Origin of the sequence: Streptomyces sp. BHT-5-2, assembly GCF_019774615.1 — a bacterium.
In the GTDB taxonomy this organism is placed as follows: Bacteria; Actinomycetota; Actinomycetes; order Streptomycetales; family Streptomycetaceae; genus Streptomyces.
Map to the genome: position 1 here is coordinate 2,217,851 of NZ_CP081497.1, position 25,511 is coordinate 2,243,361.

The 25,511-nt window shown below is 66.6% G+C and carries 19 protein-coding genes; 9 read left to right on the top strand and 10 right to left on the bottom strand.

The window, feature by feature from the left end:
* Window positions 1–15: 15 nt before the first annotated feature.
* Window positions 16–351 carry a DUF6415 family natural product biosynthesis protein gene (locus tag K2224_RS37540; protein ID WP_221911563.1) on the bottom strand — a complete coding sequence of 112 codons (336 nt, stop codon included), beginning with the start codon at window positions 349–351 and terminating at the stop codon, window positions 16–18.
* A gap of 299 nt (window positions 352–650) precedes the next feature.
* On the opposite strand from K2224_RS37540, the gene K2224_RS37545 reads away from it, so the two are divergent.
* On the top strand, window positions 651–1,880 hold the full coding sequence (locus tag K2224_RS37545; RefSeq protein WP_221911564.1) for a helix-turn-helix transcriptional regulator: 1,230 nt from the start codon (window positions 651–653) through the stop codon (window positions 1,878–1,880).
* Here K2224_RS37545 and K2224_RS37550 read toward each other — a convergent pair.
* Entirely contained in the window at window positions 1,861–2,523 is a 663-nt protein-coding gene (locus tag K2224_RS37550) for an HAD family hydrolase (protein WP_221911565.1), read from the bottom strand. The two genes, K2224_RS37545 and K2224_RS37550, sit on opposite strands and share 20 nt — an antisense overlap.
* 466 nt (window positions 2,524–2,989) lie before the next feature.
* On the opposite strand from K2224_RS37550, the gene K2224_RS37555 reads away from it, so the two are divergent.
* From K2224_RS37555 to K2224_RS37570, 4 genes are all read left to right on the top strand, one after another.
* Window positions 2,990–3,451 carry a hypothetical protein gene (locus tag K2224_RS37555; RefSeq protein ID WP_221911566.1) on the top strand — a complete coding sequence of 154 codons (462 nt, stop codon included), beginning with the start codon at window positions 2,990–2,992 and terminating at the stop codon, window positions 3,449–3,451.
* Entirely contained in the window at window positions 3,451–5,244 is a 1,794-nt protein-coding gene (locus K2224_RS37560) for an alpha/beta hydrolase (protein ID WP_221911567.1), read from the top strand. The genes K2224_RS37555 and K2224_RS37560 overlap by 1 nt, the downstream gene beginning before the upstream one ends.
* A 187-nt stretch (window positions 5,245–5,431) precedes the next feature.
* Complete coding sequence (locus tag K2224_RS37565) at window positions 5,432–5,806, top strand: hypothetical protein (protein WP_221911568.1); 375 nt, start codon at window positions 5,432–5,434, stop codon at window positions 5,804–5,806.
* 226 nt (window positions 5,807–6,032) lie between these two features.
* Window positions 6,033–6,524 carry a phosphotransferase gene (locus K2224_RS37570; protein ID WP_260693735.1) on the top strand — a complete coding sequence of 164 codons (492 nt, stop codon included), beginning with the start codon at window positions 6,033–6,035 and terminating at the stop codon, window positions 6,522–6,524.
* Window positions 6,525–6,872: 348 nt separating this feature from the next.
* On the opposite strand, the gene K2224_RS37575 is transcribed toward K2224_RS37570, so the two are convergent.
* The 8 genes from K2224_RS37575 to eccD all read right to left on the bottom strand — a co-directional run bounded on the left by K2224_RS37575 (window position 6,873) and on the right by eccD (window position 16,599).
* On the bottom strand, window positions 6,873–7,100 hold the full coding sequence (locus K2224_RS37575; protein WP_221911569.1) for a hypothetical protein: 228 nt from the start codon (window positions 7,098–7,100) through the stop codon (window positions 6,873–6,875).
* Between the two features lie 483 nt (window positions 7,101–7,583).
* Window positions 7,584–7,892, bottom strand: a complete 309-nt coding sequence (locus K2224_RS37580; protein ID WP_260693736.1) for a WXG100 family type VII secretion target — start codon at window positions 7,890–7,892, stop codon at window positions 7,584–7,586.
* Between the two features lie 71 nt (window positions 7,893–7,963).
* Window positions 7,964–8,326 (bottom strand): WXG100 family type VII secretion target, encoded by a 363-nt coding sequence (locus tag K2224_RS37585; protein WP_221911570.1) that lies wholly within the window; start codon window positions 8,324–8,326, stop codon window positions 7,964–7,966.
* A 147-nt stretch (window positions 8,327–8,473) separates the two neighbouring features.
* Complete coding sequence (mycP, locus tag K2224_RS37590) at window positions 8,474–9,559, bottom strand: type VII secretion-associated serine protease mycosin (RefSeq protein ID WP_221911571.1); 1,086 nt, start codon at window positions 9,557–9,559, stop codon at window positions 8,474–8,476.
* A 1,858-nt stretch (window positions 9,560–11,417) separates the two neighbouring features.
* Entirely contained in the window at window positions 11,418–11,885 is a 468-nt protein-coding gene (locus K2224_RS37595; RefSeq protein ID WP_221911572.1) for a hypothetical protein, read from the bottom strand.
* 213 nt (window positions 11,886–12,098) lie between these two features.
* Window positions 12,099–13,253 (bottom strand): type VII secretion-associated serine protease mycosin, encoded by a 1,155-nt coding sequence (gene mycP / locus K2224_RS37600; RefSeq protein WP_221912200.1) that lies wholly within the window; start codon window positions 13,251–13,253, stop codon window positions 12,099–12,101.
* Window positions 13,254–13,432: 179 nt separating this feature from the next.
* A complete protein-coding gene (gene eccB / locus K2224_RS37605) occupies window positions 13,433–15,001 on the bottom strand; it encodes a type VII secretion protein EccB (RefSeq protein WP_221911573.1) in 1,569 nt (522 codons plus the stop codon).
* Window positions 15,002–15,117: 116 nt separating this feature from the next.
* Window positions 15,118–16,599, bottom strand: coding sequence for a type VII secretion integral membrane protein EccD (gene eccD / locus K2224_RS37610; RefSeq protein ID WP_260693737.1), 1,482 nt, complete (start codon window positions 16,597–16,599; stop codon window positions 15,118–15,120).
* Between the two features lie 283 nt (window positions 16,600–16,882).
* On the opposite strand from eccD, the gene eccCa reads away from it, so the two are divergent.
* From eccCa to K2224_RS37630, 4 genes are all read left to right on the top strand, one after another.
* Window positions 16,883–20,866 (top strand): type VII secretion protein EccCa, encoded by a 3,984-nt coding sequence (gene eccCa, locus K2224_RS37615; RefSeq protein ID WP_221911575.1) that lies wholly within the window; start codon window positions 16,883–16,885, stop codon window positions 20,864–20,866.
* 233 nt (window positions 20,867–21,099) lie between these two features.
* A complete protein-coding gene (locus K2224_RS37620) occupies window positions 21,100–22,005 on the top strand; it encodes a phosphotransferase family protein (protein WP_260693738.1) in 906 nt (301 codons plus the stop codon).
* Window positions 21,980–23,464, top strand: a complete 1,485-nt coding sequence (locus K2224_RS37625; protein ID WP_260693740.1) for a hypothetical protein — start codon at window positions 21,980–21,982, stop codon at window positions 23,462–23,464. Before K2224_RS37620 ends, K2224_RS37625 begins: the two co-directional genes overlap by 26 nt.
* Window positions 23,465–23,620: 156 nt before the next feature.
* A complete protein-coding gene (locus K2224_RS37630; RefSeq protein ID WP_221911576.1) occupies window positions 23,621–24,877 on the top strand; it encodes a beta-ketoacyl synthase in 1,257 nt (418 codons plus the stop codon).
* Window positions 24,878–25,511: the final 634 nt, after the last annotated feature.

Genomic DNA, 25,511 nt, shown 5'->3' on the forward strand with positions numbered 1-25,511 from the left:
GCAGTTGCCCGACGCTCACCAACCCACCCTCGCCGTGTGGTGGGCCAGCAGCCACTGGCAGTCTCGGGCAAGCAGGTGCACCTGAACGTGGGCGGACAGGGCGCCGTCACCGAGTCCCTGTTTCATCTGTCGCTCGATGCCGTGGAAACGGCCAGCGCAATCGGCTGCTTCAACGCAGACGGGCCGGCCTCCGTGAGCTGTCTCACGGGCCTCGGTGAGGAGCAGTGCGATGTGTCCGGTGAGTGTCTCCGCAGCTTCTGCCAGTTCCCCGGAGGAGGGCCTGCCGGCACCAAGGTGCAGGGCGTGGCGAATGGTCGCCGCGATGGTCTCCGCATCGATCGGGTCGCGCATGGGGGCCGACAGTGCGATTGGCGTTGTACGGATCGCATCTCGGTGGGCATTTCCCCGCTGAGGTACGGAAGGGCCTGCGTAGACGGGACGTACGCGGCTGGGCATGACTGGGCTCCTGAGGTCGCATCAGTCTGGTCAACGTGCCCTTAAGGATTGCCAGGTTGTATCGCCATGACGAGGACTTCCAGAGGACTTTTCTTGCTAGAAAAAGGGGCTTTTATGGCATCGTTTGAGTGAGCACTAGCGATGATGAGGACTCCTGGGGGAAACTGCCAGAAGACCTACACAGGAGGTGCGGCGTGCCACGGACCGCAGGAAACGTGCGACTCAAGTCCGCTCGTCTGGCGGCGGGTTACAGCACTCAGCAAGCCTTCGCCGCGGCTCTCGGCGTGGACGTCCGCCAGGTTCGTCGGTGGGAATCCGACAAGCCGCCTTGGCCGCACGCCGACATGCAACAGCGCCTCGCAGAACTCACCGGACAGGACATGGAAGCCCTTGGCTTCACCGCGCCACCTGGACGTGATCACGCAGCGATCCCACGACGTTCGGCGGCACCCCGCCCCGTGTCCGGTCGCCTGCCCGCCGTGCCTTCTCGTACCCAGGCATCCAAGCAGCCCGCGTCCCTGGCCACTGACTATGAAGACGTCACGCGCTCCCATCGGCGCATGTACTGGTCCGTGGCGCCGGCGACACTCCACCCCGCGGTTCTGGCACATGCAGACCTCGGGTGTGCGCTACTTCCCGAGACAGCCGGCCGAACCCGCCGCGCTGTGGCCTCGGCGTTGGCCGAAACCTGGCTCCTCGCCGGACGCATCGAGTTCTTCGACCTCCGCGAACCAGAGGCCGCCAGTTCCACTCTGCTCCGGGCCCTGCAGGCGGCCGGCGAAGCCGACGACGCCCTGATGGGCGCAGCCATCCTCGCCCACACGGCCTTCATTCCCGGCTGGTCCGGTGATCGGGAAGCCGCGGCCGAGCGCATGGTGGCCGCCCGGACGTACGCGCGCCGCCACCCTGCTCCCGCCGCCTTCCTTGCGTGGTTGGACGCCGTCGAAGCGGAATGTGAAACCCGGTGCGGCCACCTACGCACAGCGCTGAACCTGATCAAGCATGCCGAGGACACCCTGGCCGAAGACCAAGACCACTCCCTGCCCTCGTGGATGGACTGGTTCAACGCCGCGCGCCTTGCCGCGTTCAAGGGAAACACCCAGCTCAAAGCAGGCCACCTTCCGCAGGCCCGTTCGACGCTGCTCGACGTCCTCGACCAGATGCCTCCAGAGGAAGACAAGCAGCGCACCGTCGTCTACGCCGACCTGGCCGCCGTCGAAGCTGCCTCGGGTCAGCCGGAGGAAGCCTGCCGCTACGCCTGCTCCGCCCTCGACCAACTGGAGATCACCTGGTACGCCACGGGCATGGAACGCGTCCGGGAAGTGCGCAAGAGCCTCATCCCGCACCAACGCGAGCAGTGTGTACGCGAACTGGACGAGCGACTGTACGGCTGGTCGACGACGGTCAGCGCGCTGACGCGTTGAACTTGCCGATCAGCTCGGGCAACTCCCTGAGCGTTTCGACGCGGAACGTCGGCAGCTCTCGGGCCTCGGGAGTGTTCCACTGGATGGTGGCCCAAGGGCCCCGGTGCACGAGCGCAGTGTGCATTCCTGCGGCAGCGCCGGGGCGTAGATCGTTGTCCACACGGTCTCCGACGTACAGAACCTCCCCAGGCATGAACGGCACCACCTCGGCGACCCGGACGAAGAACTCAGGGTCAGGCTTACTGGCCCCCCAGTCGTCCGACGTGCCGATCAAATCGACGTCGTGGGAGAACAGATCACGAAGGATGCGCCCGGCACGCACCGTCTGGTTCCCTGCGATCCCGAGCCACAGCCCCGCCTCCCTGAGCTGAGCGAGGGCCGGCCGGACATCGGGGTAAAGATCACTCTCGTCGAAGTGCTCAGGCTGCCCCGCAGCCGCACGTGCCTCGCGCTGCGCCGAGAGGTCGAAACCAGGATCGAACTCCAGAAAGGTCTCACGGTAGTCCCGGCCCTGCGCGATGACGGCTCCGAACATCGCTGCAAAGGTATGGCGCGGAACACCGAGCCAATCAGCCCATGTTCCATACTCCTTGGTCTCGTCGACCAAGCATTCCCCAACATCGAAGACCACAGCGCGAATCATGCGAGAACCATACTGACCTCGCGCGGTCGGTCGTCAGCATGGCGAATCACTGACACGTGACGCCGGCAAGGGCGGGTGCCTCAACGCCCCGCAAGATCAGGGCACGCCCCGTCGACCAGGGCTGTCCATCCTGCGGCGATGCGACGGCGGGGCCACGTACCGCAGAGCCCTCCTGCGGACTCCATCTGGTGATCGTCACCGAAATCAGAAACGGCATCCCGCACCTGCGAGCGACGGGGGCCAGGTGGCGGGCCGAGGTCCGGCACTCACTGAAGGGGAGGCGAGCGTTGTACGGCAGTTCGTGACGGCCAGGACGCAGGGCTCGGCGACGGTAGCGTAACGAACCACACCGCGGACAGGATCTGCCAGCATTTGAGTACACATACTCACGCACGGGCGCCTGCACGGCTGCTACCTTCGCACCCGCGCGTGACACCAACAAGCACGTGGTTTGGCAGGGGGCGGAGTGACCTTCGAGGAAGAGTGGGCCGAGCTCAAGCGTGAGACCTCGGTCCGCATGAACCTGGCCGGCACAGGCGGAGAGAGCTGGAACTCGGGCAGCCAGGGCACCCTTCGTTCTTCCCGGGAGGTATGGCACAAGGGGGCCCAGGCCGTGGGATCGCTTCAGACGAACCTGAAGGCCGCGCTAAGGGAGTTGGAGAGTAAGCACGATACGGCCGGGAGTGGTACCAGCGGAGTCGACGGCCTGCGCAGTGCGGCCTCACATCTCAGTGCCTATCAGTCATGGCAACGGCGGCTGGATCTCGTAAGCCGGGAGTGCGAAGAGCTGAGGGACAAGTTGCAGAAGTCCGGTGACGCCTTCTACAAGAGTGACGCTGAGATCGGCGAAGCCTTCCGCGAGCAGAAGACCGTGCCGACGAAGAGCGCCAGTGCCGTTCGCTCTCACGAGGACCGGAGGGCACCCTGATGGTGAACTTCTCACAGCTGCGGACCCTCAAGCCATCAGAGTTCGAGGAAGCCGCTGACGGCTGGCACAAGGTAAGCAGCGCCGCGGGCGAGGCCAAAGACCGGGTCGACAACGAGATCGTTGCGACGTTGCAGCACCACCTGGACGGCGCGGGGCAGAAGTCGGCACTGGTGCGCCTGAGACGACTCAGCCGCAACTTCCAGTACACCCAGGCGGAAAGTGGTCTGATCCGTACCGCGCTGAACGGACTGGCCTCAGAGCTACGTGCCGCACAGAAGAAGTTGAACGACGCGGTGGCGGATGCCGAAGCGGAGAAGTTCACGGTCAAACCCGACGGCGCGGTCCATTGGGTTTCTCAGCGAGAAAGGGTTCCGTTCAATCCTGAGCACACCTCCTGGGCGGGTGGTCCCGGGAGCACCATCACCTCCGATCCCCAACAGGCCAAGGCTCAGGCATATGCGGACCGTATTGGTGCGGCCATCCAGGACGCCAACGAGGCGGACGCCCACTACTCTCAGACTCTGGATCGCCTCAAGGCGCACAACAACCTCGACGTCACGACTTCAGACTGGGCCGACGCCCAGCAGGACATGAGGTCTCTCCAGAAATCCGCGGGCAAGTACCTGCGGCGCGATGGCATACCCACGGGCAAGACATCTACCGAGAACGTCAAGTGGTGGAGGAGCCTTTCTTCCGAGGAGCAGGCCGACTACGTCGCCCTGTTCCCCGCTGCGATTGGCGCGTTGGACGGTCTGCCTTCAACTGTCCGCGATGATGCGAACCGCATCGTTCTGGACGAGACGCAAGCACGTGTACAACTGGAACTCGATCAGCTTGGCCCAGAACCTGCGGAGTATGACCCGGGTGACGGGCATTCCGGCCCGTACGTCAGCAAGGGCTGGGAGGAGTGGCACAGGAAGCATGACCGCCTGACCGCCCAACTCAAAGGAATGAACGCGATCCAAGAACGCCTTGACCAGACCGGCACGGATGGCCTTCCTCCTGCCTATCTCCTCGGCTTCAACGCTGAAGGGAAAGGGCGAGCTATCGTCGCCACGGGAAACCCCGACACCGCCAAAAACACCGCGGTCTATGTTCCGGGTACCGGCTCCAAACTGGAGGGAGCTAAAGGCGACATCGGCCGCATGACCGACCTTTGGTATGACAGTCAGCAGTTCCCAGGTGGCGGAGAGGATTTGTCCACGGTTACCTGGATTGGCTACGACGCACCGCAGAGCGCCTTTCCTGGCGACAAGGGCGACGTATGGCCTGAAGCAGCATCAGTGGATTGGGCGAATGACGCAGCACCCCACCTCGATCGCTTCATGGACGGGGTACAGGTGGCCCAAGGAGGATCGAACGAGAGTCACACCACACTCATAGGCCATAGCTACGGTTCGACAGTCATCGGGGACGCTTCACTCAGGGGTCGGATCGCCGCCGACGACATCCTGGTGGCGGGAAGCCCCGGCATGCTGGTTCCTGAAGCAGGCGACCTGGGAATCGGCGCAGACCATGTTTGGTCGGAAGCCGCGTCACCCGACAAGGACCAGGTTCCCCAAGGCGGCAAGGCTGTGGGCCTGGGGGGTTGGAAGTGGGGAGCGCAGTACTGGCACGGAATTCCCTACTCTTACGGGCCTCAGGAAGTCGTTCCGTCAGACGAGGCATTTGGAGCTCACCGGATGTCCACTGACTCGGAAGATCACAGCGGATACTGGAATCGCGCCTCGACAAGTCTATATAACCAGGCAGCTGTCGTCACCGGAAACTATGACAAGGTCAAATATGACTAGTCGGCGCCCCGCGAGGGCCCAACACCGTTCGCGCCCCTTTCCGCGGGTTGCCGCGACCGTTGCTGCGCTCCTAATTACCACGATGACTGGATGCTCTGACGTGCATAAAGATCAGGATGACGCGCCTGTACGAGAGATCTCCAGCGCAAAGGAAGACGGAAAGAGGCTATCGAGTCAAATCTTCCAGATGATGCAGCTCGCAAACGCAAAAACTACGGAGCCGGGCCCTCATGCCGGGTTGTGCGAGGGGAAGGACCCCGATCACTACTACATGATCCGCCATCCGTGGGCCGCCTATGGTGTGACTTTCCAGGAGTTGCAGCAGGCCATGGAGCGGCTCAAGAAAGATATGCCAGAGAAAGGCTGGAAGGTCGTCAAGTACGGCCCCGACACCAGCCCAGCCAAGACCTTGGAGCTCATTGCAGACTCCACCCAAAAGGATTTCTCTGTAGCGATTCATCTTCTCGATGAAAGGAAGAAGCAAAGGGAATCCAGGATCGCTGTCAGCCTGGCATCCAGGTGCTATAAGACTCCAAAAGGGAAGACGGTTTCTGCATCCTGAGTCAAACTTCGCCTGCGCCTACTGTGATTCCAGTTTCGGCAGCGACCGCGCGTCCATAGCTATCAGTTGTACGGCGACGTCGGTGGTCATCCCGCGATAATGGCCGACGTAGAAGAGGTCGAGGTCGTTGTCCATCACGAGCGCGCTTCCCTGCGCGTCGGCACTGTGTTCCTGAAAGGCCGATGCTGGTCAGACTCGCACCGGCGTCGTGGTCGAGGCGATGGCTATGGCGCTGATCCCGACTCCGGAGCTCCTGTGGCGGAAACCGCCCGTGCTCGCACTCGCCGCCGTCTCCGGGGCGGCACTCGGCCGCCTAGGCAAGCCGTCGATCGCGCCGTTGGCGGCGTGGTGCCGCCTCACGGATGCTGCACGACGCGCCACTGCCGCCATGGCTCGGTTTGAGTCTCGACGAGATCGCATCGCACCTCGACGGCGAGGCGAATGCGAGTGGCTCGTCACTAACGGCGTCCTTGCCACGCCCGTGGACACGCAGAACCGACGGGTTGTCGAGGCTGCGCTCAGACCATGGACACCGGTGTTCACGCACGGGGACCTGCAGGTCACCCACGTGTTCGTCGACGGTGACGAGATCACCAGCGTGGTCGACTGGTCCGAGGCGGACCCGGGTGATGCCCTGTTCGGCCTCGCCACCAAACACTCGGACACGAGGAGCACCTTGACGACTACATCGCCGGCTACGGCACCGACGTCGACCTAGACGCGATCCGCGCCTGGTGGTCGTTGCGAAGCCTGCGGGCGGTCCGCTGGCTGGTCGAGCACGGCTTCGACCCGTCGCACGAGGTCGCCCTGCTGAGATCCCGGCTGTGAGGCTGACGAGCCTGACGGCGATGAGTGCCGTTCTGCCACATCAAGCGGGCCGTCTCCTGCAGCGCATCGTCCTCCGGACCGACGAGGTCATGGTCCTCGAAGATCCCGGGCAGTCGGTCGGCGACATCGGAAGCTGGCGCACGGCTCGTCGAGTCGAAGTTGCACCTCAGCTGACGAGCAGCAACTGCCTCAAATAGACCCAGGATGAAAAAGGCTCACTGCAGGCCTGCACGTTGTTTCACGCGATCGCCCGCTCGAGTCGCACCTGGTCCCCGAGCAGGTTCGTGAAGACATCCGGCAGGCCGGGTCGTCCGCGCCATCCTGAACTGAGAAACATCCCGACGAAGTCGTCGTCGTGCTGGACGACGACCACGTGGTCATCCTGTTCGATCATCCACGACGACGCACCGTTCGGCCTCGCGGTCACGGAGAGGAGCCTGGCCGAGGAGATCGTCCAGGTGGGCACCGCATCCCCCTGCTCATGGGACAACGCCGACGCTCTCACCCGAGGCGCCCGCCGTGCCACCACCGGTACATCGTTGACTGACGAATGCGCCCCCGAGGTGCCAGTGGCTTGCGAAAGATTTGTCCTGCTGAGATTTCAGCACTGTGCAAGCATGCAGCGGTAGCACCAGTCCTGGTCGTATAGGGCATCGATGGTCACCCAGGCGATGGGCAGCGGCGAGGTCATCGCCCGGGCGACCAGGATCCAGGCCAACTCGGTCTTGATGGCGAAACCGCGGTCGCTGGGAACCCTGTTGTCACACCGTTCCCAGTCGGATGTCCAGGGCTTCGGCAGTCAGGTTCCGCATCGTAGGCCAGTCATCCCGTTCACTGTGGCCAGCCTCAGCAAAGCTGTCTTCGATCAGCGTTGTGGGGTGGACTACCCATGAACAGGCATCCACCCCACAATCAAGCCGAGGCTCGCGATCGGGCGCTGCCACGGCGACTACTGGAAGAAGCCCGCCGCCTTGCGGTCCGTCGCCCGGTAGTCGGCACTGCCCGTGCGGATCTTGGCGGACACCTCGTGCAGCGTGCTCTGGATGTGGCTCGCACGGGCGTTCCACTGCCGTTCTGCGGCCTGGAACGCCTGGTGCGCCTCGCCCTCCCAGGACTCGGAGACGCGCTTGACCGCACCCCAGATTTTGTCCAGCTCGGCCTGCAGTTCCTTTGCGGCCCGCTCGATGTCGGCGGCTGTCTGCTCAAGAGCACCATACGTAACCCGAAGGTTCTGGTCGCCGGCCATGCTCTCCCCCACTTCTCGGAGTTGCTACTCGGTGGTCGTGATGTGCCTGCCGGGGAGTCGACGCCCCAGCCCTACGGCAGCGTCTAGTAGTTGCTGATGCCGCTGGCAGCGCCAGGGTCCAGGCGCCCGCCGGCCGCGCCACCGTTGACGTCAATGCCCCGGAAGCTGGACAGCACCTCGGAGTCATTGGCGTCGCTGGTGACGCTGGTGCGGGCCACGGCGTCGTTGATGCCGTCGAGCATCCGGCGCAGCGCGGCGTGATCCTCATTGAGTGCGTTCTGCGCCTGCCGGAAGGCGCTCGCGCCCTGTCCCGTCCACGCGGTCTCGACTGCCGCAATAGCGTTCACCAGCGTCCGCAGCTGCGCCGACATCGACTGGCTGCCACTCTGGATCTCGTTCTTGAGCTTCTCGATCTCCGCATACGTAAGTGCGGTGTTCCCTGCCATGATCCGCCTTCCCCCATGAGTAAGTTGTGAAGCCGAGTAAGTTCTTCTCTTCTCAGCTTCGATTTATGGCACATTGCAATCGATGCAACCCACGCTACCGGTCACTGTATCCGTGGGCGATCAGGATTCCGTCTCCCCTCCTCGAGTTCATCGCGACGCTCTACGACGCCGAGCGATCACGAGTCCGCCGATGGCTATCACCCCAGCGGCTGTGGCGATTCCGGCAATGACCGGCCATGTCACAAAGTCGCCGTCCTTCGCCTGACTCGATGGTTTCTGCGGCGTCCCGGTGGTGTCCTTTGCCGTCCCTGGGTGCGGCGCCTCTGATGGCTCAGCAGTGCTGTGTGCCGCAACCAGCGGATTGGCGTCGGCAAGGCCGGGGTCGCCCTCCTTGTCCAGCAAGACCTTGCGCGGGCGGACGATCCCGTAGCCGAGGTACTCACTCGGGACCTTGCCATCCTTCGGCTTGCCAGCGGTCTCCATCATGACGCGCAGGACCTGATTGTTAGTCCAATCCCGGTGGGCCGACCAGATCAAAGCCGCTGAGGCAGAGACGATGGCTGTAGCGTCGCTGGTCCCGTCCTCAATGCAGCGCCGGAGTTCCTTCGTGCACCGAGTGGGAATACGGACACCCGGCGCCGCAAGTGCTACCTGAGGCCCATGGGTTGAGAATTCTGCTACTTTCAGATCCTTGTCCACGGCCCCGACTCCGACAACCCCAGGGAGGCTTGCGGGGTAGGTAGGGGCGTTGCCCCGGTCTCCATCATTTCCCGTGCTGGAAAAGACTAGACTCCCCTTCTTGTTCGCATAGTCAACTGCCGGCTGCAGGACGGCTTTGTTTCCCTCGCTGACTGATCCACCCTGGGAGATATTGATGACCTTCGCACCCTGATCCGCGGCATAACGGATGGATTCGGCCATATTGACAGCCCAATTCCCATCGATGCTCTTAACGGGAAGGATCTTCGACCCTGGTGCCAGCCCCCAAGGACCGTCCCCGCTCCGCCTGCCAGCGATGATCATCGCCATGCTCGTGCCATGGCCTTCGTCATCATGGTTGACGCCGCCTCCTTGGCCGGTGAAGTCCTTTCCTGGCAGCAGCTGACCGCGCAGCTCGGGTACGGAGCTGTCAACGCCGCTGTCGATCACAGCGACGGTGACGCCTTCTCCGGTGCTCAGCTGCCACATGCGCTCGGCTTGCATCGCATCCAGATGCCACTGGCGCGACCTCATGTCCTCCGCAAGAGCTGCCGGTGCGAGCAAGCCCGGACACAGGACCGAGAGGCAGACGAGCACCGTAAGCCGAAGCTGAATCCTCCGCCCCACGCGAGTTGCCGCATGAGTCACAGTGCTGTCTCCTCCTGTCCGTTGGACAACCACGCCAGCGTCATTCGATCACCGGTGGCACAATCGAACCGTCCTGCGCCGTCCAGGCCTCGCCGTCTTCATAGAGATAGTCCGGCCGCTGAGCGGAGCCGCGCCGCCGCCTCTGGAGGTACGACGGCGTCCCCGGCACAATGCCACCTGAGGCATTGCCCCGTGCCAGTCCAGATCCGCCGGGCGTGAAGTCAGCTGCCCTGTCACGCGGCGCCTGTGCTCGGCCGGCCGCTCCTCCCAGATCGGACGCCGAGCCCCGCCCTGTGGCGGTCGGCGTTTCGGGAGCAGGCCCTTCAACAGCGCCTCCGCCGCTGCTCCTCCCCATCGGGGAACCCTGCGCCCCGGAACTCTGTTCGCCGCCTACCACCGGTCCGCCGGGCGAGGCTCCCACTGTGCCGCCAGGCTCGTATGCAAAGCGACGCCCAGGAACACTCTGGGGCATGCCCCTACTCGTGCTGCTTCCGGGATAGCTACGTCCCATCGCACTACGGTCCTCGCTCATAGCCAGACCACGGGGCGCACTGGCAGCCTCTCCATGGGGAGGGGCTGGGCGCTGTCCAGCACTTGCGGTGCCTTCGCTGATCGCCCTGTTCCCAGGGGTGGGAGGATTCCCTCCCGCGTTCACCGGCCTGGACGGGAGCACTCCGCGTTCCTCGCCTATGGCTCTCCCGTCCGGCAGCCCTGGGCGTCCAGTAGCGGTGCCAGCACGCTGAGACGTTGCGTCGACGATGCCGCCTCCCGCGGCGCTGCGGGACAGCTTCTTGGCCGTGCCAGGGCGAGCGGCATTCGACTGCGGGTCCGGTGTCGCCCTTCCATGATCCGCAGGGGGCTTCGCTGTCCCAGGGGTCGTTCGCGGGCCAGGCATGACAGGACCAGGGGGGTTTCCAGAGCTACCGGAGTGGACCGGAACGGTGCTTCCGTGCGACGTCGTTGCATCGGGTAGAACCGGGGTCGTGGAGTTAACCGACGTGCCCACCTGCTTGTCCTGCTGCACGCCGCCAACAGGCGTGCGGGACTCCGCTACGCGCGGTTCACCACCGCTACTCCCGGTTGAGGACTCGGTCCCTGCGCCGCCTGCGCCATTCGCGGACTCCCTGCCAGTCGGCTGGTCCAAGATTTCGAAGCGTCGGTCATGCCGTGCGCTTCCAGGCGGATCCGGCACAAACCCCGACGCCGGCTTGAAGTTGGGCGGCTCCTGGCTCTCGATCGTCTGCTGGGCCGTGCGGTAGTAGGAGGCCAGCCGGTTCATGGCCGTCACCGCCGCTTCGCGGTCCGGGTCCGTCATCAGGGGAGCTCCGGTTGCGCCGCGCGCCGTAGGCGTTGCTGCGCTGCCTATCTGAACGGCGTTGTTCTGTTTCGGCTGGGGCATCGATTTCGCCTCCCACAACGCCGTTCCGGCGTCCGAGAGGGCGTTGCCGGTGGTGGAGGCGAAGTGGGCAAGTTTGTGGCTCTGCTTGACGGTGTCGTGGCTCCATTCGCGGAAGGCGTCGGCGCCTTCGCCCTCCCACTGCACACGTTCGACGTGCGCCTTGAGCTCGGTGGCGATCCGCTCGATCTCCTTGCCTGCCTGGGTCAGGCTGGCGCCGGTGAACGAGATCTCCGTGTGGTCCGCGCCGGCCACCATGTCGTACAGGGTCTGGTGTGTTGCGTTCTCGAAGTTGCTGCTGCCGGACGAGCTGGAGTTCCCCGCCATCGTCTTCTCTTCCCCCTCGCGTCAGATGCCGTCGGCGCCCGCGGATTGGCCCTCGCCCCTGCCGGCTGCGGTGGAACCGGCGGGGTCGGTGGGCCGCTGCTCGGGCCGCGGGGCCTGGTACAGCTCCTGGGTGCGGCGCTGGATGGCCGCCAGGCGGTGCTTCACGTCGGCGTCGATGGCCTCGTAGCCGCTCTCGGCGACCTGGGAGCCGATGCTCAGCGCCTCGATCTGGTCGCCGAACGCCTTGGAGAACGACTCCAGTTGGGCCAGCACCTTCTCGTACGCCGTGGCCAGGCCGTGGGCCTCGGCGAAGCCCTGGCCGAAGGAGGCAGGAGCGATCTTGCGGTCGCCGAGCGTCCCCGGGTTCGCGTTCGAGGCTTTCAAACGCGCCAGCAGGTCGTCCACCCGCTGCTTGAACTTCCCCAGCGTCTCGGCTTCAACGGCCAGATCGGCGCTCGTGCCTTGTGGTGCTACCCCGTTCACGTGCATGCCAGTAGTCTCGTCGGCCCGCATGGCGTCTTTCCCCCTGGATACTGCTACGCGTAAGTCACCAACGTCAGGACCCACTCTATCCATCACCTCTGACAACGGCCGTGCGTCTTGCGTCCATGCGTGCCGGGAACGCTCTATCTCCTATGTCCAGAAGCGTAGTCGTTCGCACCGCCTGGCTCACGGGCCTCGGCCCCACAAAAGTGAGTACAGCTACTTATTGACGCGGCGTGCCTTCGGGCGTGCGCCCCGCTTGCGCGCGTCTCGCCAGACGACGGCCGCGCCCGTGATGACCGCGACGGCGACGCCGCCCGCTCCCAGGCCGTATGTCGCGTAGCGCTCCGTCCGCTCCTGTGGGCTCTCGCCGTCGGGCCAGGCGGTGGGGTCGGGTGGTGTGGCCTTGGTCAGGCCGTTGGTCGCGGTGGGGTGGTCGATGGGGTGGGTGTCGTCGGTGAGGGCGCGTACCGGGTCTACGACGCCCCAGCCGACGAAGGGGTCTTGGCCGTTGACGGTGCGTTCTGCGGTCTGCTCGATCTGGGCGACGATCTGGTACTCCTTCCAGTCTGGGTGCTTGGCTTTGAGGAGGGCGGCGACGCCGGCGACGTAGGGGGCGGAGAAGCTGGTGCCGTTGTCGACGCACTGGCCGCCCTTGGGGACGGTGGAGACCATGTCCACGCCGGGGGCGGCAACTCCGATGAAGGCGCCGCTTTGGGAGAAGGGGGCGCGTTCGTTGTTGCGGTCGGAGGAGGCGACGGCCAGCACCCCGTCGTACGCGGCCGGGTAGGTGTCCTTGAGCTGGCCGTCGAGGCCGTCGTTACCTGCCGAGGCTACGACGACGATGTTCTTGTGCCGGGCTTCCTGGACAGCGGCCGCGAGGTCGGAGTTGGGGGAGAGGGGCTTGGTGGTGTCCTGGGAGATGTTGATGACGTCGGCGTCGGCGGCGATGGCCTTGCGGATGGCCTGGGCCAGCGTGGCGGCGTTGCCGCTGCCCTTCTCGTCGTTCTGGCGGAGCGGGATGATGGTGGCTTCGGGGGCGAGGCCGATGAAGCCGGTGCCCGCGTGCGGGCGGGCGGCGATGATGCCGGCGACCTTGGTGCCGTGGCCCACCGGGTCGTAGGTGCCGTCCGTCGGCGCCTTCGGATCTCCCGCTGTGCCGTTCCCGGCGTCCTTGGTGTTGTGCAGGAAGTCCCAGCCGCTCTTGGTGTCGACGGCCTGGGTCAGCTGTGGGTTGGTGTTGTCGACGCCGGTGTCGATGACGGCGACGCGTACCGGGCGGCCGTGCGCGTCCCGGCCCTTGGTGTCCTGCCACAGCCGGTCGAAGACGATGCGTTGCAGCGCCCAGGGGCGTTCCTTGATCTGTTGCTTCATGGGGAAGGTGCAGACGCCGTTCCCCTGAGGGACCGGCATCACATCCTCCCCGTCCGCGGCGTGGGCGACCTCGGCTGGAGACACGAGTGCAATGCTCCCGATCAGTGCCATGAGCAGGGTGGTGCCTGCGGCCCATGCGGCTGGTGTGCTTCTCCTCCTCACTGCGTCTCCCCGTTCCTTTAGGAGCCCTGGGGCTGACGGGCGGCGTTCGCATCCAGCCGGGGCCCCATCGGGAGGAACTGCGACCAGTTCGCCGGCACCAGCACCGGCTTGATGTCCTTGTAACCGAGGAGGATCTGCGCCCGATTGGTCTCCTGCGAACCTTGGCCGGATTGCTGCTCCTTGGCCGGAGCCGTTCCTGCGGTGCCGATACCTGATGGCTTGGCGCTGCTGTCGTTATTCGACTGGACGCCGTAGCGCAGACCCGTGTCCGTGACGAGGAAATGCGCCCCGGAGACGGCGTCTCCCGGCTGGATCTGCTTGTAGAACAAGCCCGTTCCGGGGGTGACGTACGCGCTGGTGCCGCCGTTGGCGATCTGTTGGGGGAAATCCGTTCCGGCCCACGTGCTCAGCTCCGTACCACCGGTCTTCGACACCGCGCGCAGCACACTGCAGACCGTGCCCCGGTCACCCTGAGCCGTGGCCGTGTTGACCTGCTCGGTCATCTCCTGCGGCCACTGCTTCTCGGCGAACAGCTGCTGCGCCTGCGGAGTAAAGGACTGCGCGTCCACCTCCGTAGGCCGGTTGAGTTGCTGCAGCGGGGCCGTCTGGCGGGAGAACAGGAGAAGTCTGGCCACGAAGTCGGAGACGGGGACGACCTTGCCCGGGAGGACGACGTAGTGCTGGGTGCCGTCGCCGGTGGTCGCGCGCAGCACCATGCCGACGCGGTTTTCGCGTGCGCTGAGCCCCTTGACGTTCGCGGGCTGGGCGACGGTGCCGGCGGGCAGGGTGGGGAAGGCGATCGGTGTGCCGTCGTGGAAGGTGGCGAGCCAGTCCTTGGTGACCTGCTGGGGCTGCCGGCTGCCCACCAGGGCACGCAGTAGCAGTTCGGTGTCACTGCCGCCGTCGATGAGGTACTTGGTGCCCTTCGGATCGATCAGATAGCGGGGCCCACCGGATTCTCCGGATTCGCCGGAGCCCTTGGACTCTTGGACGTAGAGGGCCTGGCCTCCGTGGAGCCGGCCTGGTCCCTCCACCTTGTCCGCGTCGCGGTCGGCGAAGAGGAAGGTGGCCTTCTGTACGGACCTGCCGTTGTTGCCGGGTTGTTCGCAGACCGCCCATCGCTTGCTCTTCGCCGCGTCGGCGGCCTCCGGGAGGCGGTCGGGGGCGTAGGGGATGCCCAGGGTCGGGCCGTGCTGGAGTTTTCCGTTGTCCAGCTCGCTCTCGTCGACCTTGAGGACGTCGGACCGGTCGGGTTTGACGAGCAGTCGGGCGGAGGCCATGTTCAGGACGGGATGCAGCTGCCTCTTGCCGCCCGTCTCCATGACCACGTACAAGGTGGCGGATTTGCTGCCCAGGATGACGTGCGCGCCCGGGGTGTCCCAGCCCTTGGGGGCCTTGGGGCGGAACATGCCCCAGGCGCCGAATCCGGCCAGGACCAGGGCGGCGACGACCAGGCCGGGCAGCACCGCGCGCAGCGGGTTCGGGGCGCCCTCGTCGGTACGGTCAGGGGAGGGCTGCAGGAACGCGGCCACCAGCCGTTTCTTGGCGAAGGTGTAGCCGTTGAGCTCGTCCCGCCGTGATGCCATGACGCTGCGCTTCCCCCTGCTCCCTCTACGGCCGTTTCTGAAGTCGTCCGGTAGCCGTCCGGTCCTGCTTGTTCCCGGGCCCCGAAGCCCTCTATTTCCTCAACCGCTGGTCTTCTTCAACCGCTCGTCATACTCCGCGCCAGGCTGTACAGGTCCAGGACCGCCAGACACAGCGGCATCAGGGACAGCAGCAGGAATCCATCGGCGAGATCGAGCACCCGGCCCCAGAACGGCGTCAGCCCCTTCTTCGGCACCGTCAGCGCAACCGTCGTCACCAGCGCCACCGCGCCGATCACCACCAGCGCCAGCCACAGCGTACGCAGATCCAGTGGAGTGCGGTCGCCTGCAAGGAAGTCGTTCAGCATCCCGGTGGGCGGGTTGAAGGCGACGCCCAGCGTGAGGAGGGAGAGTGCGGCCAGGCCGGCGACGACCGCGCAGGCGACCTGGACGGTGTAGCGGAAGAGCCGGGCACGCAGCAGCGTCGCCAGGCCGGTGGCGAGGGCGAGGAGCTGCGCCCATGCGGAGTGGGTGAAGCCGAGGACGCCCGAAGCGCCGATGAGGACGGTGCAACAGCCGCCGAGGAGCCCCAGCAGCAGCTCATGCCCGCGGCGGGCCTGGGCGGCGATGCGCTCCTGGTCGACGGGTTCCAGGCCGACGGGCTCCTCAGCACCCCTTAGTTCCGCCCCCGCCCCGGCCTCCCGCTCTTCGCTCAGGCTGCGCGGAGTGGCGTATCCGATGGGCAGCCGGGCCAGGCGCGTGGCCAGCCCTGGCAGAAAGGCCATGACACCGATGACGACGGGTGCGCAGACGGCTGCGGCCTGGGCGGCCGTCGCCTCGCTGACGATGGCGAGGAAGGCGGCCAGGGTGGCGACGGCCGCGGCGAACGTGGCAGCGATGAACGGCGCATCACCGGATGGCGACAGCGCAACCAGGGCAACGGAGACGACCAGCATGGCGACACAGCCCAGCAGGAACTGCAGCCGCCCGGACCCGTGACCGGCATCCGGACCGACGATCCCCGAACCCGCGCACAGCACCACTGGGAGCGCGCCCAGCCCCAGTGCGACGGCGGACGGCTGGTCCCCGTAGACCCGGGCCCGGACCCCCGCGAACGCGGCCAACAGCACACCGGCCGTGCCGGCGATCACACCCGGCAGGCTGTGCATGTCGTGCCGTACCGGGTCGGCGAACCACAGCACCAGGGCGAGGAGAGTGAGCAGTACCCCGACCCCGACCAGGCCCGTCCCGCGCAGCAGGTCGTCGTTCCACAGGCGGCGGTCGCGGGTGACGGCGGCGGCCACCGCGTCCGAGACATCGTCGAAGACCGCCGGTGGGAGCGACTGCGAGAAGGGGCGCAGGTGCAGCATCTCGCCATCGAGGACACGCTGGTCGGCGAGGGTGCGTGCGCTGTCGAGCGCGCTGCCGTCGGCACGGAAGAGGTAGTAGCCGGTCGGTGCGCCCGGGGGCTGTCGCTGGCCGGTCAGGCGCAGGATCTCCGGGTAGATGTCGGAGACCGGGATGTTCTCGGGCAGTGCCACGTCGATACGGCTGTCGGGGGCGACCACTGCAACCCTGCGGAAGCCGGTCCCCGTACTCATGCTCACCGTGTTCAGCTCTGCCCCCTGCTCACCTGGTCATCCGGCCACTTGGTCATCCGGCCGCCCGGTCCTCGTTCATCGCCGCGGCGCTGCGTACGCGGCCCTGCCGGGGCGCCATCGTGCCACCACACCGTGGTGACCACCGCAGCTTTGCGTCACCGCACCGCGAGGCCCATCCCCACTCGTCACATTAGTCGGCAGTAGGATCGCCTGACGCGGGGGGCGCCGTCGCCAGGGGGCGATCGGGACGGAACTTCCCTCCGTCTCGAGGGATTGATGCTCGGTGAGCCAGATCGTCGTCAAGCGCCCACCGCGGGCGCTTCCGCCCGGCCCCGCCACGGACGAGCTGCACCTGCAAGCCCCGCCGGAGCTGCCGCGCGGCCAGCACGAGGGCGTGCTGATGCAGCTCCTGCCGATGCTCGGCATGGGCTCGTCGGTGGTCTTCTTCTTCATGCCGGGCATGCCGTCTTTCATGCGCATCATGGGCGCGCTGATGCTCGTCTCGACGATCGGCATGGTCATCGCCCAGATCGTCCGCTACCGCCGAGGCACTCAGGGCGAGATGGCGCAGAGCCGCCGGGACTACCTCAAATACCTGGCGCAGACCCGCCGCCGCATCCGCCGCACCGCCACCACCCAACGCAACGCCCAGCACTACCTCCACCCCGCCCCCGACCAGCTGTGGTCCATCGTCGCCGAGGGCAGCCGAGTCTGGGAACGCCGCATCGGCGACGCCGACTTCGGACAGGCCCGCATCGGCCTGGGCACCCAACAACTGGCCACCCCGCTCGTCGCCCCCGACACCGCCCCCATCGACGAACTCGAACCCCTCACCGCCGGCATCATGCAGCGCTTCCTCGCCACCCACGGCTCACTGCACAACATGCCGATCGCACTCTCCCTGCGCGCCTTCTACCACCTCACCATCTCCGGCGACCCGGCCTGCGCCCAAGGCACGGCCCGCTCCCTGATCGGCCAACTCGCCACCCTCCACTCACCCGCCGACCTCCTTCTCGCCGTGGTGGCAGCCCCCGGCGCCATCGACCGGTGGGAGTGGACGAAGTGGCTGCCGCACGCCCAACTGCCCACCTCAGCTGACGGCGCCGGCACCCGGCGCCTGTTCACCGACCACCTCACCGAACTCGAAACCCTCCTGGCCGGCCACCTCACCGACCGCCCCCGCTTCAGCAAGGACGCTCCACCCCTCCTCGACCGGCCCCACCTCGTCATCGTCCTGGACGGCGGCATGGTCCCTGCGGACTCCGCCTTCGCCGCCCCCGAGGGGCTCCAGGGCGTCACCGTCATCGAGGTCATCTCCGGCGAACTCGACGAACCCCGCGGCGGCCTGTCGGTAACATCCCACCCCACCCGCCTGCGCCTGGAGTCCGCCGTCTCCGCCTACGACGGCACCCCCGACCTGCTCTCCCTGGAACGCGCCGACACCCTCGCCCGTCAACTCGCACCCCTCTACGTGGACGGCACCGACGAGGACGAACCGCTCCTGGCCAACCTGGACTTCACCGACCTCCTCGACCTCGGCGACCCCGCCCAGGTGGACACCGCCCACACCTGGCGCCCCCGCTCCCAACCCGAACGCCTACGCGTCCCGATCGGCATCGACGAATCCGGCCAGCCCGTCATGCTCGACCTCAAGGAGGCCGCCCAGAACGGCATGGGCCCTCACGGTCTGTGCGTCGGCGCCACCGGCTCCGGCAAATCAGAACTCCTGCGCACCCTCGTCCTGGGCCTCTCGGTCACCCACTCCTCCGAAACCCTCAACTTCATCCTCGCCGACTTCAAGGGCGGCGCCACCTTCGCCGGCATGTCCGCCCTCCCGCACGTCGCCGCCGTCATCACCAACCTCGCCGACGACCTCTCCCTCGTCGACCGCATGGGCGACTCCATTCGCGGCGAACTCCAGCGCCGCCAGGAACTCCTCCGCCAGGCTGGCAACTTCGCAGGCATCCACGACTACGAAAAGGCCCGCGCCGCCGGCCACCCCCTCGACCCGCTGCCCTCCCTCGTCCTGGTCATCGACGAGTTCAGCGAACTGCTCACCGCCAAGCCCGACTTCATCGAGATGTTCATCCAGATCGGCCGCATCGGCCGATCCCTCGGCGTCCACCTCCTCCTCGCCTCCCAACGCCTGGAAGAAGGCCGCCTGCGCGGCCTGGACACCTACCTCTCCTACCGGATCGGCCTGCGCACCTTCTCCGCCGCCGAATCCCGCGTCGCCCTCGGCGTCCCCGACGCCTACCACCTCCCCTCCGTCCCCGGCTCCGGCTACCTCAAGCACGGCACGGACGAGATGACCCGCTTCAAGGCCGCCTACGTCTCGGGCCCCCACCGCTCGGCGAGCAGCCGCACGGACCACGACGCACTTCCCATCCGGCAGCGCGCCGCCCTCTTCACCGCCACACCCGTCCCCGTCACCGTCCCGGTCGCCAGCACCACCCCGACCGCGCAGCCCACCCCCGAGGCCGTCACGTGGACCGAAGACGCTCTGGGCGACACGGCCGCCCTGTCCGACACCGTCCTGGACGTCATCGTCCGCCGCCTCGACGGCCAGGGACCACCCGCCCACCGCGTCTGGCTCCCACCCCTGGACACCGCCCCCACCCTCGACCAACTCCTCCCGGCCCTGACCACCACCCCCGACCGCGGCCTGCACGCCACCGACTACCTCTCCACCGGCCGCCCCCTCACCGTCCCCTTCGGCCTCGTCGACAAGCCCTTCGAACAACGCCGAGACACCCTCCACCACGACTTCTCCGGCGCCACCGGCCACCTCCTCATCGTCGGCGGCCCCCAATCCGGCAAATCCACCCTCCTACGCACCCTCATCAGCGCCTTCGCCCTCACCCACACACCCCACGAAGCCCAGTTCTACGGCCTCGACTTCGGCGGCGGCTCACTCAGCTCCACCGCCGACCTCCCACACGTCGGCTCCATCGCCTCCCGCCTGGACCCCGAACGCATCCGCCGCACCGTCGCCGAGGTCGCCGGCATCCTCGCCCGCCGCGAGGAGTACTTCCGCACCCACAACATCGACACCATCGCCACCTACCGCCGACGCCGCGCCGAAGGCCACCTCCCCGACCAGCCATGGGGCGACGTCTTCCTCGTCATCGACGGCTGGGGCCCCTTCAAGGACGAATACGAACTGCTGGAGCCGATCGTCACCGACCTCGCCTCCCGCGGCCTCGGCTTCGGCATCCACGTCATCCTCACCGCCTCACGCCACCTCGAAGTCCGCGCAGCACTCAAGGACCAAATCCTCGGCCGCCTGGAACTCCGCCTTACCGACCCCATGGACTCCGAGTTCGACCGCAAAACCGCCGCCAACGTCCCACCCGGCGTCCCCGGCCGCGGCCAAACCCCCAACAAACTCCACTTCATGACCGCCCTCCCTCACATCGGGAAGCCGGGTGCCGCTACCGAACTCGCCGACTCTGCTGCAGAGTTCGTCCGTAACATCGCGGAGCACTGGCCTGGGCCCTCCGCCCCCGCGGTCCGCCTCCTCCCCCTCACCGTCCCCGCCACCCACCTCCCCAAGGGATCGGACTTCCCCCACCGCGGCATCGCCCTCGGCCTCGACGAAACCAACCTCGAACCCGTCTACGCCGACTTCGAAACCGACCCCTTCCTCCTCGTCTTCGGCGAAAGCGAATCCGGCAAGACCGCCACCCTCCGCCACCTCGCCCACAAAATCGCCGAACGCTACACCCCCGACGAAGCCAAAATCGTCGTCGGCGACTACCGTCGCACCCTCCTCGACGCCATCCCCACCACCCACCTCCTCGAATACGCCCCCACTGACGACTCCCTCAACGTCCACATGAACGCCCTCGCTGGCCTCATGGAACGCCGCCGCCCCACCCCCGACGTCACCCCCCAACAACTCCGTGACCGCAGCTGGTGGACCGGCCCCCGCTTCTTCGTCCTCCTCGACGACTACGACCTCATCGCCACCAGCACCAACAACCCCCTAGCAACCCTCACCGACAAACTCCCCTACGCCCGCGACACCGGCATCCACTTCATCCTCACCCGCACCACCGCCGGCATCTCCCGCGCCCTCTACGAACCCACCCTCCAACGCCTCACCGAACTCGGCGCCCAAGCCCTCATCCTGTCCGGCGACCCCAATGACGGCGACATCCTCGCCAACGTCCGCCCCCGCCCCCTGCCGCCAGGCCGGGCCCACTACATCACCCGCAAGCGCGGCACATCCCTGATCCAACTCGGCTGGCACCCCGACCAGTAGCCCGCCCACGCGCACAGGCCCGGCTGCGGAATCCGTGTGGAGCGGCACCGCATGCTGTACGCAAGCGTGCCCCGTGCTTCGGCCTTTGGCGGTTCCACGCGCTGTCGATCGCCTGTACCCCTGCCACCTTGAGGGCGAATGTACGTGGCATCCAGTATCCCCGTGGTCGAGGCAACCACCTTGCTCCATATGGTCCTTGACAGCGCAAAGCCGTGACCGTGAGGCTGAGTCGGATGGACGCAGTCGTGAACAACGAGGGGTTAACGGAAGCGAGCGCAGCACGAGCGCTGGCATCGGCATGCAGTCAAGTGGGGCTGGGGTCTCAGTCTGCCGATCTGCTGCGACTGGGCGAGAACGCGATTTACGCGCTGCCGTCCGAGAGCATCGCTGTCCGCGTGGCCCGCGCCGACACCGAGGACATCAAGCGGAGAGTTGCCAAAGAGCTGGCAGTCTCCCGCTGGCTGACCTCCCAGGGCTTCCCGGCTGTCCGCCCCCTCGATGAACTACCGCAACCGGTCCAGGCGGACGGCAGGCTCGTTACGTTCTGGGAGTACGTGCCCCCGAGCCACGTCGAACCCAACCTGACGGATCTCGCAAAGCTCCTGCGTGACCTCCACGCATTGCCCCGCCCCGACTTCCCTCTCCCTGTCCTCGACCCCTTTCCCATCATGCGGCGCCGTCTCGCGCTTACCCATGGCGTCGAACGACAGGATGTCGAGTTCCTCACCGAAGCGTGCGACCGCAGTGAAGCGGCCTTCCGCAGCATCATGTCCGATGACGCCGGAGAGCTGATCCACGGAGACGCTCACCGGGGAAATCTGCTGGCCCGCGACGGTCAGGTGCTCCTCATCGACTACGAAGCCGTCGCGATCGGCCCCCGCGCCTGGGACCTCATCCCGACCGCCACCGCCGTCGACAGGTTCGGCCTGCCACCCACCGACTACGCGACCTTCTGCCGAACCTACGGCCGGGACGTCGCCGACTGGCACGGATACCAGGCACTTCGCACCGTGCGGGAGCTGGGCATGACCACATGGCTGATGCAGAACGCCCATTCCGAACCAGCAGCGACAGAATTCGCCCTCCGCATCGACTCTCTACGGAAGGAAGACCGTGAGCGGCGCTGGCACGCTCTCTGACGGGCAGAACCCGTTACCTTTCGACCCCTACGCGTCCAGAGAAACCCTCCGCCTGACGACCGTCTACGCGACCCCCTGGACCTACGACCCAACCACGGTGGACCAGGCCGCCGCTCGCCCAGGAGACGTCCTTAACCTGGGGCGGCTGTCGAGGTACTACAACACCTCCGACCAGCAACTGCCTCGGGTCCTCAGACATGAAGCGATCGACTGCTCCGGCCTTACCTGCCAGCGCTGGCGCGCCGGCGAACCGGTCTCAGCACAGCTGTGGCACTTCCTTGTCCCTTCAGGCCAGGTCGTGGTCGCCCTGACCATGGACGTCCCTGGGACTCTCATCGAGGCCATCCCACTGTTGGAGGACCTCTACTACGCCAGCATCACCTGTGCAGGACTGCCGCTTGAGCAGCTCGCCGCAGACCGGATCGGCTGCGGCCCCAACGGGGACGAGACGGTTCCAGGATTCCTCCCCGAACGGCACCAACTGGTCTTCCGCAGCGTCGACACACCGGAGCAGGCCCCGGACGGCGACACCGTCCAACGTGTCATCTACCGCACCGACCTGCCCTACCGCCCCGAACACAGCTCCATCCGCTACCCCGCAGAACTCAACCGCCGCCCCACCACCATCGGCGCCCTCGGCCCCTACGTCAGCCTCCTCTGCGGCCACCAGGACTACATCGAGAACTGCATCCTGCTCTCCGCCGTGCAAGCCGTCGCCTCCGCAGCCCGACTCCGCGAGATCCGCGCCGTCGCCTACACCTACGTACACCGATTCCGACACCGCGCAACAGGCCAGGGCGATGCACACGACCGACGCACCACACTGGAAGACATCTCCGACGGGCTGAGCCAACTCGAAGTCGAACTCAGCTACAGCGTCGAGGCCGGCGCAGAAATCGGCATGCTCGTCCCCGCCCTACGCGTCGAGAGCTTCCACCAGGAACTGTTCGCCGCCATAGGAGTCACCGAACGCGCAGCCACCATCGGACAGATGCTTAACCGCCTGGGCAACGCCATCGCCGCAGAACTCACCTCGGTCGAAAGCATGGAACAACGCGCCGCCGACCGCCGCCGCGTCCGCACCGTCGTCGCCGTCACCTTCGTCACCACCGTCAGCGGAACCCTCGGCCTGCTCTTCGGCTTCTTCGGCATCAACGCCAGCCAAGTCGACCAAAACCGCTCCATGTTCGACGACCACTACACCCCCATCTACGCGCTGATCGCCACCATCCTCCTCTGCGCCCTGGCAATCTTCGCCAGCATGCGCCTTCAGGAACGCTGGGAAGAACGCCGCGACCGCAGCAGAACCCGCACCTGGGAAAGCACCCACCGCCTCCTGGCCCGCGAAGCCGGCGCCGTCATCCTCGACCCCACACCACCACCCCTTCCGCCCCAGCACCTCCCTGGCTCCCGCCGACCGGAGAGCAGAACCCAGCCCTCACGCATCACGCCCCGCTGACGCACCCGTCGATCACGCGGTCCGGTACCGCGCAAGCCGAACGACGAAGCCCTCAGCCAGTTGCGCCTGCCCAGGGCTCCTGAAGCCTTTTAGACAGTTTTGTATTGTCGAGGTAGATTTTCCGCTTTGCCGCGATAACGACCTGGATGAGAAGCAGTGACACGCAACACCCCCGCTGGAACATCGGAAGTAGTGGTGACCGGGCTTGGAGCGGTCACCCCGCTGGGCGGGGACATCCCGAGCACTTGGCAGGGGCTGCTGGATGGCAGGTCAGGAGCCCGGGGCCTCGATGAGCCATGGGCCAAGGACCTGCCGGTTCGCATCGCTGCGCCAGCAGCCGTCGATCCCGCGGCCGCCTTCGCACCTGCGCAGGCGCGCCGAATGGACCGTGGTACGCAGCTCGCGCTGATGGCCGCGCAAGAAGCCTGGACTGACGCCGGCCTCGGCTCTCCACGGGAGCTGGACACCGAGCGGCTTTCCGTCGCCGTCTCCTCCATCATCGGGGCGCAGACACTGTTGGCCGGACATGAGAAGCTGCTAACCAAGGGCTGGCGGCACATATCTCCCTTCGCAGCACCCTCGCTGCTGCCCAACAGTTCGGCCGCCCGAATCGCCATCGACTACGGAGCGCAAGGAAGCGCGCATGCTCCGGTAAGTGGCTGTGCTTCAGGAACCGAAGCCATCGGCCTGGCAGCGGACATGATCCGCATGGGCCGGGCAGACGTGGTTGTCGCCGGCGGTGCCGAGGCGCCGATCCACCCCTTCGCCCTCGGCAGCTTCGCCGCCATGCGCGCTCTGTCCCGCCGCAACGAGGATCCGCAGGGCGCCTCCCGGCCGTTTGCCAAGGACCGCGACGGCTTCGTGCTCGGCGAAGGCGCCGGCATCATGATCCTGGAATCGCACGCTCATGCCCGCGCCCGCGGCGCCCGTATCTACGGCCGCGTCCTCGGCATTGGGATGTCCGTCGACGGCCACCGCATCGCCCAACCGCAGCCCGAGGGGCTCGGCGCCGCCAAGGCCATCAGTCGAGCCCTTGCCGACGCAGACCTGGCACCTCAGGACATCGCGCACGTCAACGCCCACGCCACGGCCACGCCGGCCGGCGACCTCGCCGAGGCCCGCGCCCTGCGCAGCGTCCTGGGCTCCCACACCGACCACGTCGCCGTCTCTGCGACCAAATCCATGATGGGACACCTCCAAGGCGGTGCCGGGGCTGTCGAGGCGATCGCCACGCTGCTGGCCCTTCACCACCGCACCGCGCCGCCCACCCTCAACACGGAGGCCCCAGACGACGAAATCGGACTCAATGTCGTGGCTGGCACTGCGCGCCAGCTGCCTCAAAGGCCACGAGCCGCCTTGAGCAACTCCTTCGGCTTCGGCGGACACAACGCCACCCTCGCCATCGCGGCCTGATCATCTCTCGCTCACGGCCAGATAGGTCATTCAGCTTCCGGAACGCCCGGATCCACACGGCGACGAGCGCGTTGTGCAATGGATCGCGGGTGGTCGATACCCGCGGTCACCCCGGGCATCGACTACCCGCTACCGCCCCGGTGCACGTCGGCGCGGACTTCGACGGTGTGTGCCGCCTTACGCTATGGGGCTGTCCCGAGTGTCGCGCAGCTACAAGCTTGGCGCCGCGGGCACACACCCCCGATAGAGGTCATCGCGCCGCGGGCTGGCACCATGAAGATCAACGAGCGAGCACAGCAGCAGGTGGTGGCGGTCGCGAGGACGCTGAACGTCGCCGCTCTAACAAGAGGTTTCATGCGCCGGGCACGTACGGGGCATCCGTCCGGCGCCCACTCGACCGCCACCACCATCAGCACCAAGACCGTGCACCGCTCTAACGGGAGGCTTCAAGCCCGGCTCGGCGAAGGCGTCACGGTCCCAGTACTCGAACGGGCTCTGCGGGAGACCCGCGCCAGAAGCCGTCCTCAACAAGGGATTAGGCTCGGCGATAATCAAGGTCGCATGAGCACAGCCCACTGGAGCGAGAAAGGGCGGCATCTCCATCGTGAACGCGGGAAAAGCGTACTCGGACCCG

Bases quoted from the DNA above. Each gene is read 5' to 3' on its own strand.
- K2224_RS37540 (WP_221911563.1), bottom strand. From the start codon at position 351: ATGCGCGACCCGATCGATGCGGAGACCATCGCGGCGACCATTCGCCAC.
- K2224_RS37550 (WP_221911565.1), bottom strand. From the start codon at position 2,523: ATGATTCGCGCTGTGGTCTTCGATGTTGGGGAATGCTTGGTCGACGAG.
- K2224_RS37560 (WP_221911567.1), top strand. From the start codon at position 3,451: ATGGTGAACTTCTCACAGCTGCGGACCCTCAAGCCATCAGAGTTCGAG.
- K2224_RS37565 (WP_221911568.1), top strand. From the start codon at position 5,432: ATGATGCAGCTCGCAAACGCAAAAACTACGGAGCCGGGCCCTCATGCC.
- K2224_RS37570 (WP_260693735.1), top strand. From the start codon at position 6,033: ATGGCGCTGATCCCGACTCCGGAGCTCCTGTGGCGGAAACCGCCCGTG.
- K2224_RS37585 (WP_221911570.1), bottom strand. From the start codon at position 8,326: ATGGCAGGGAACACCGCACTTACGTATGCGGAGATCGAGAAGCTCAAG.
- mycP (WP_221911571.1), bottom strand. From the start codon at position 9,559: ATGAGGTCGCGCCAGTGGCATCTGGATGCGATGCAAGCCGAGCGCATG.
- K2224_RS37595 (WP_221911572.1), bottom strand. From the start codon at position 11,885: ATGCACGTGAACGGGGTAGCACCACAAGGCACGAGCGCCGATCTGGCC.
- mycP (WP_221912200.1), bottom strand. From the start codon at position 13,253: ATGAAGCAACAGATCAAGGAACGCCCCTGGGCGCTGCAACGCATCGTC.
- eccB (WP_221911573.1), bottom strand. From the start codon at position 15,001: ATGGCATCACGGCGGGACGAGCTCAACGGCTACACCTTCGCCAAGAAA.
- eccD (WP_260693737.1), bottom strand. From the start codon at position 16,599: ATGAGTACGGGGACCGGCTTCCGCAGGGTTGCAGTGGTCGCCCCCGAC.
- K2224_RS37620 (WP_260693738.1), top strand. From the start codon at position 21,100: ATGGACGCAGTCGTGAACAACGAGGGGTTAACGGAAGCGAGCGCAGCA.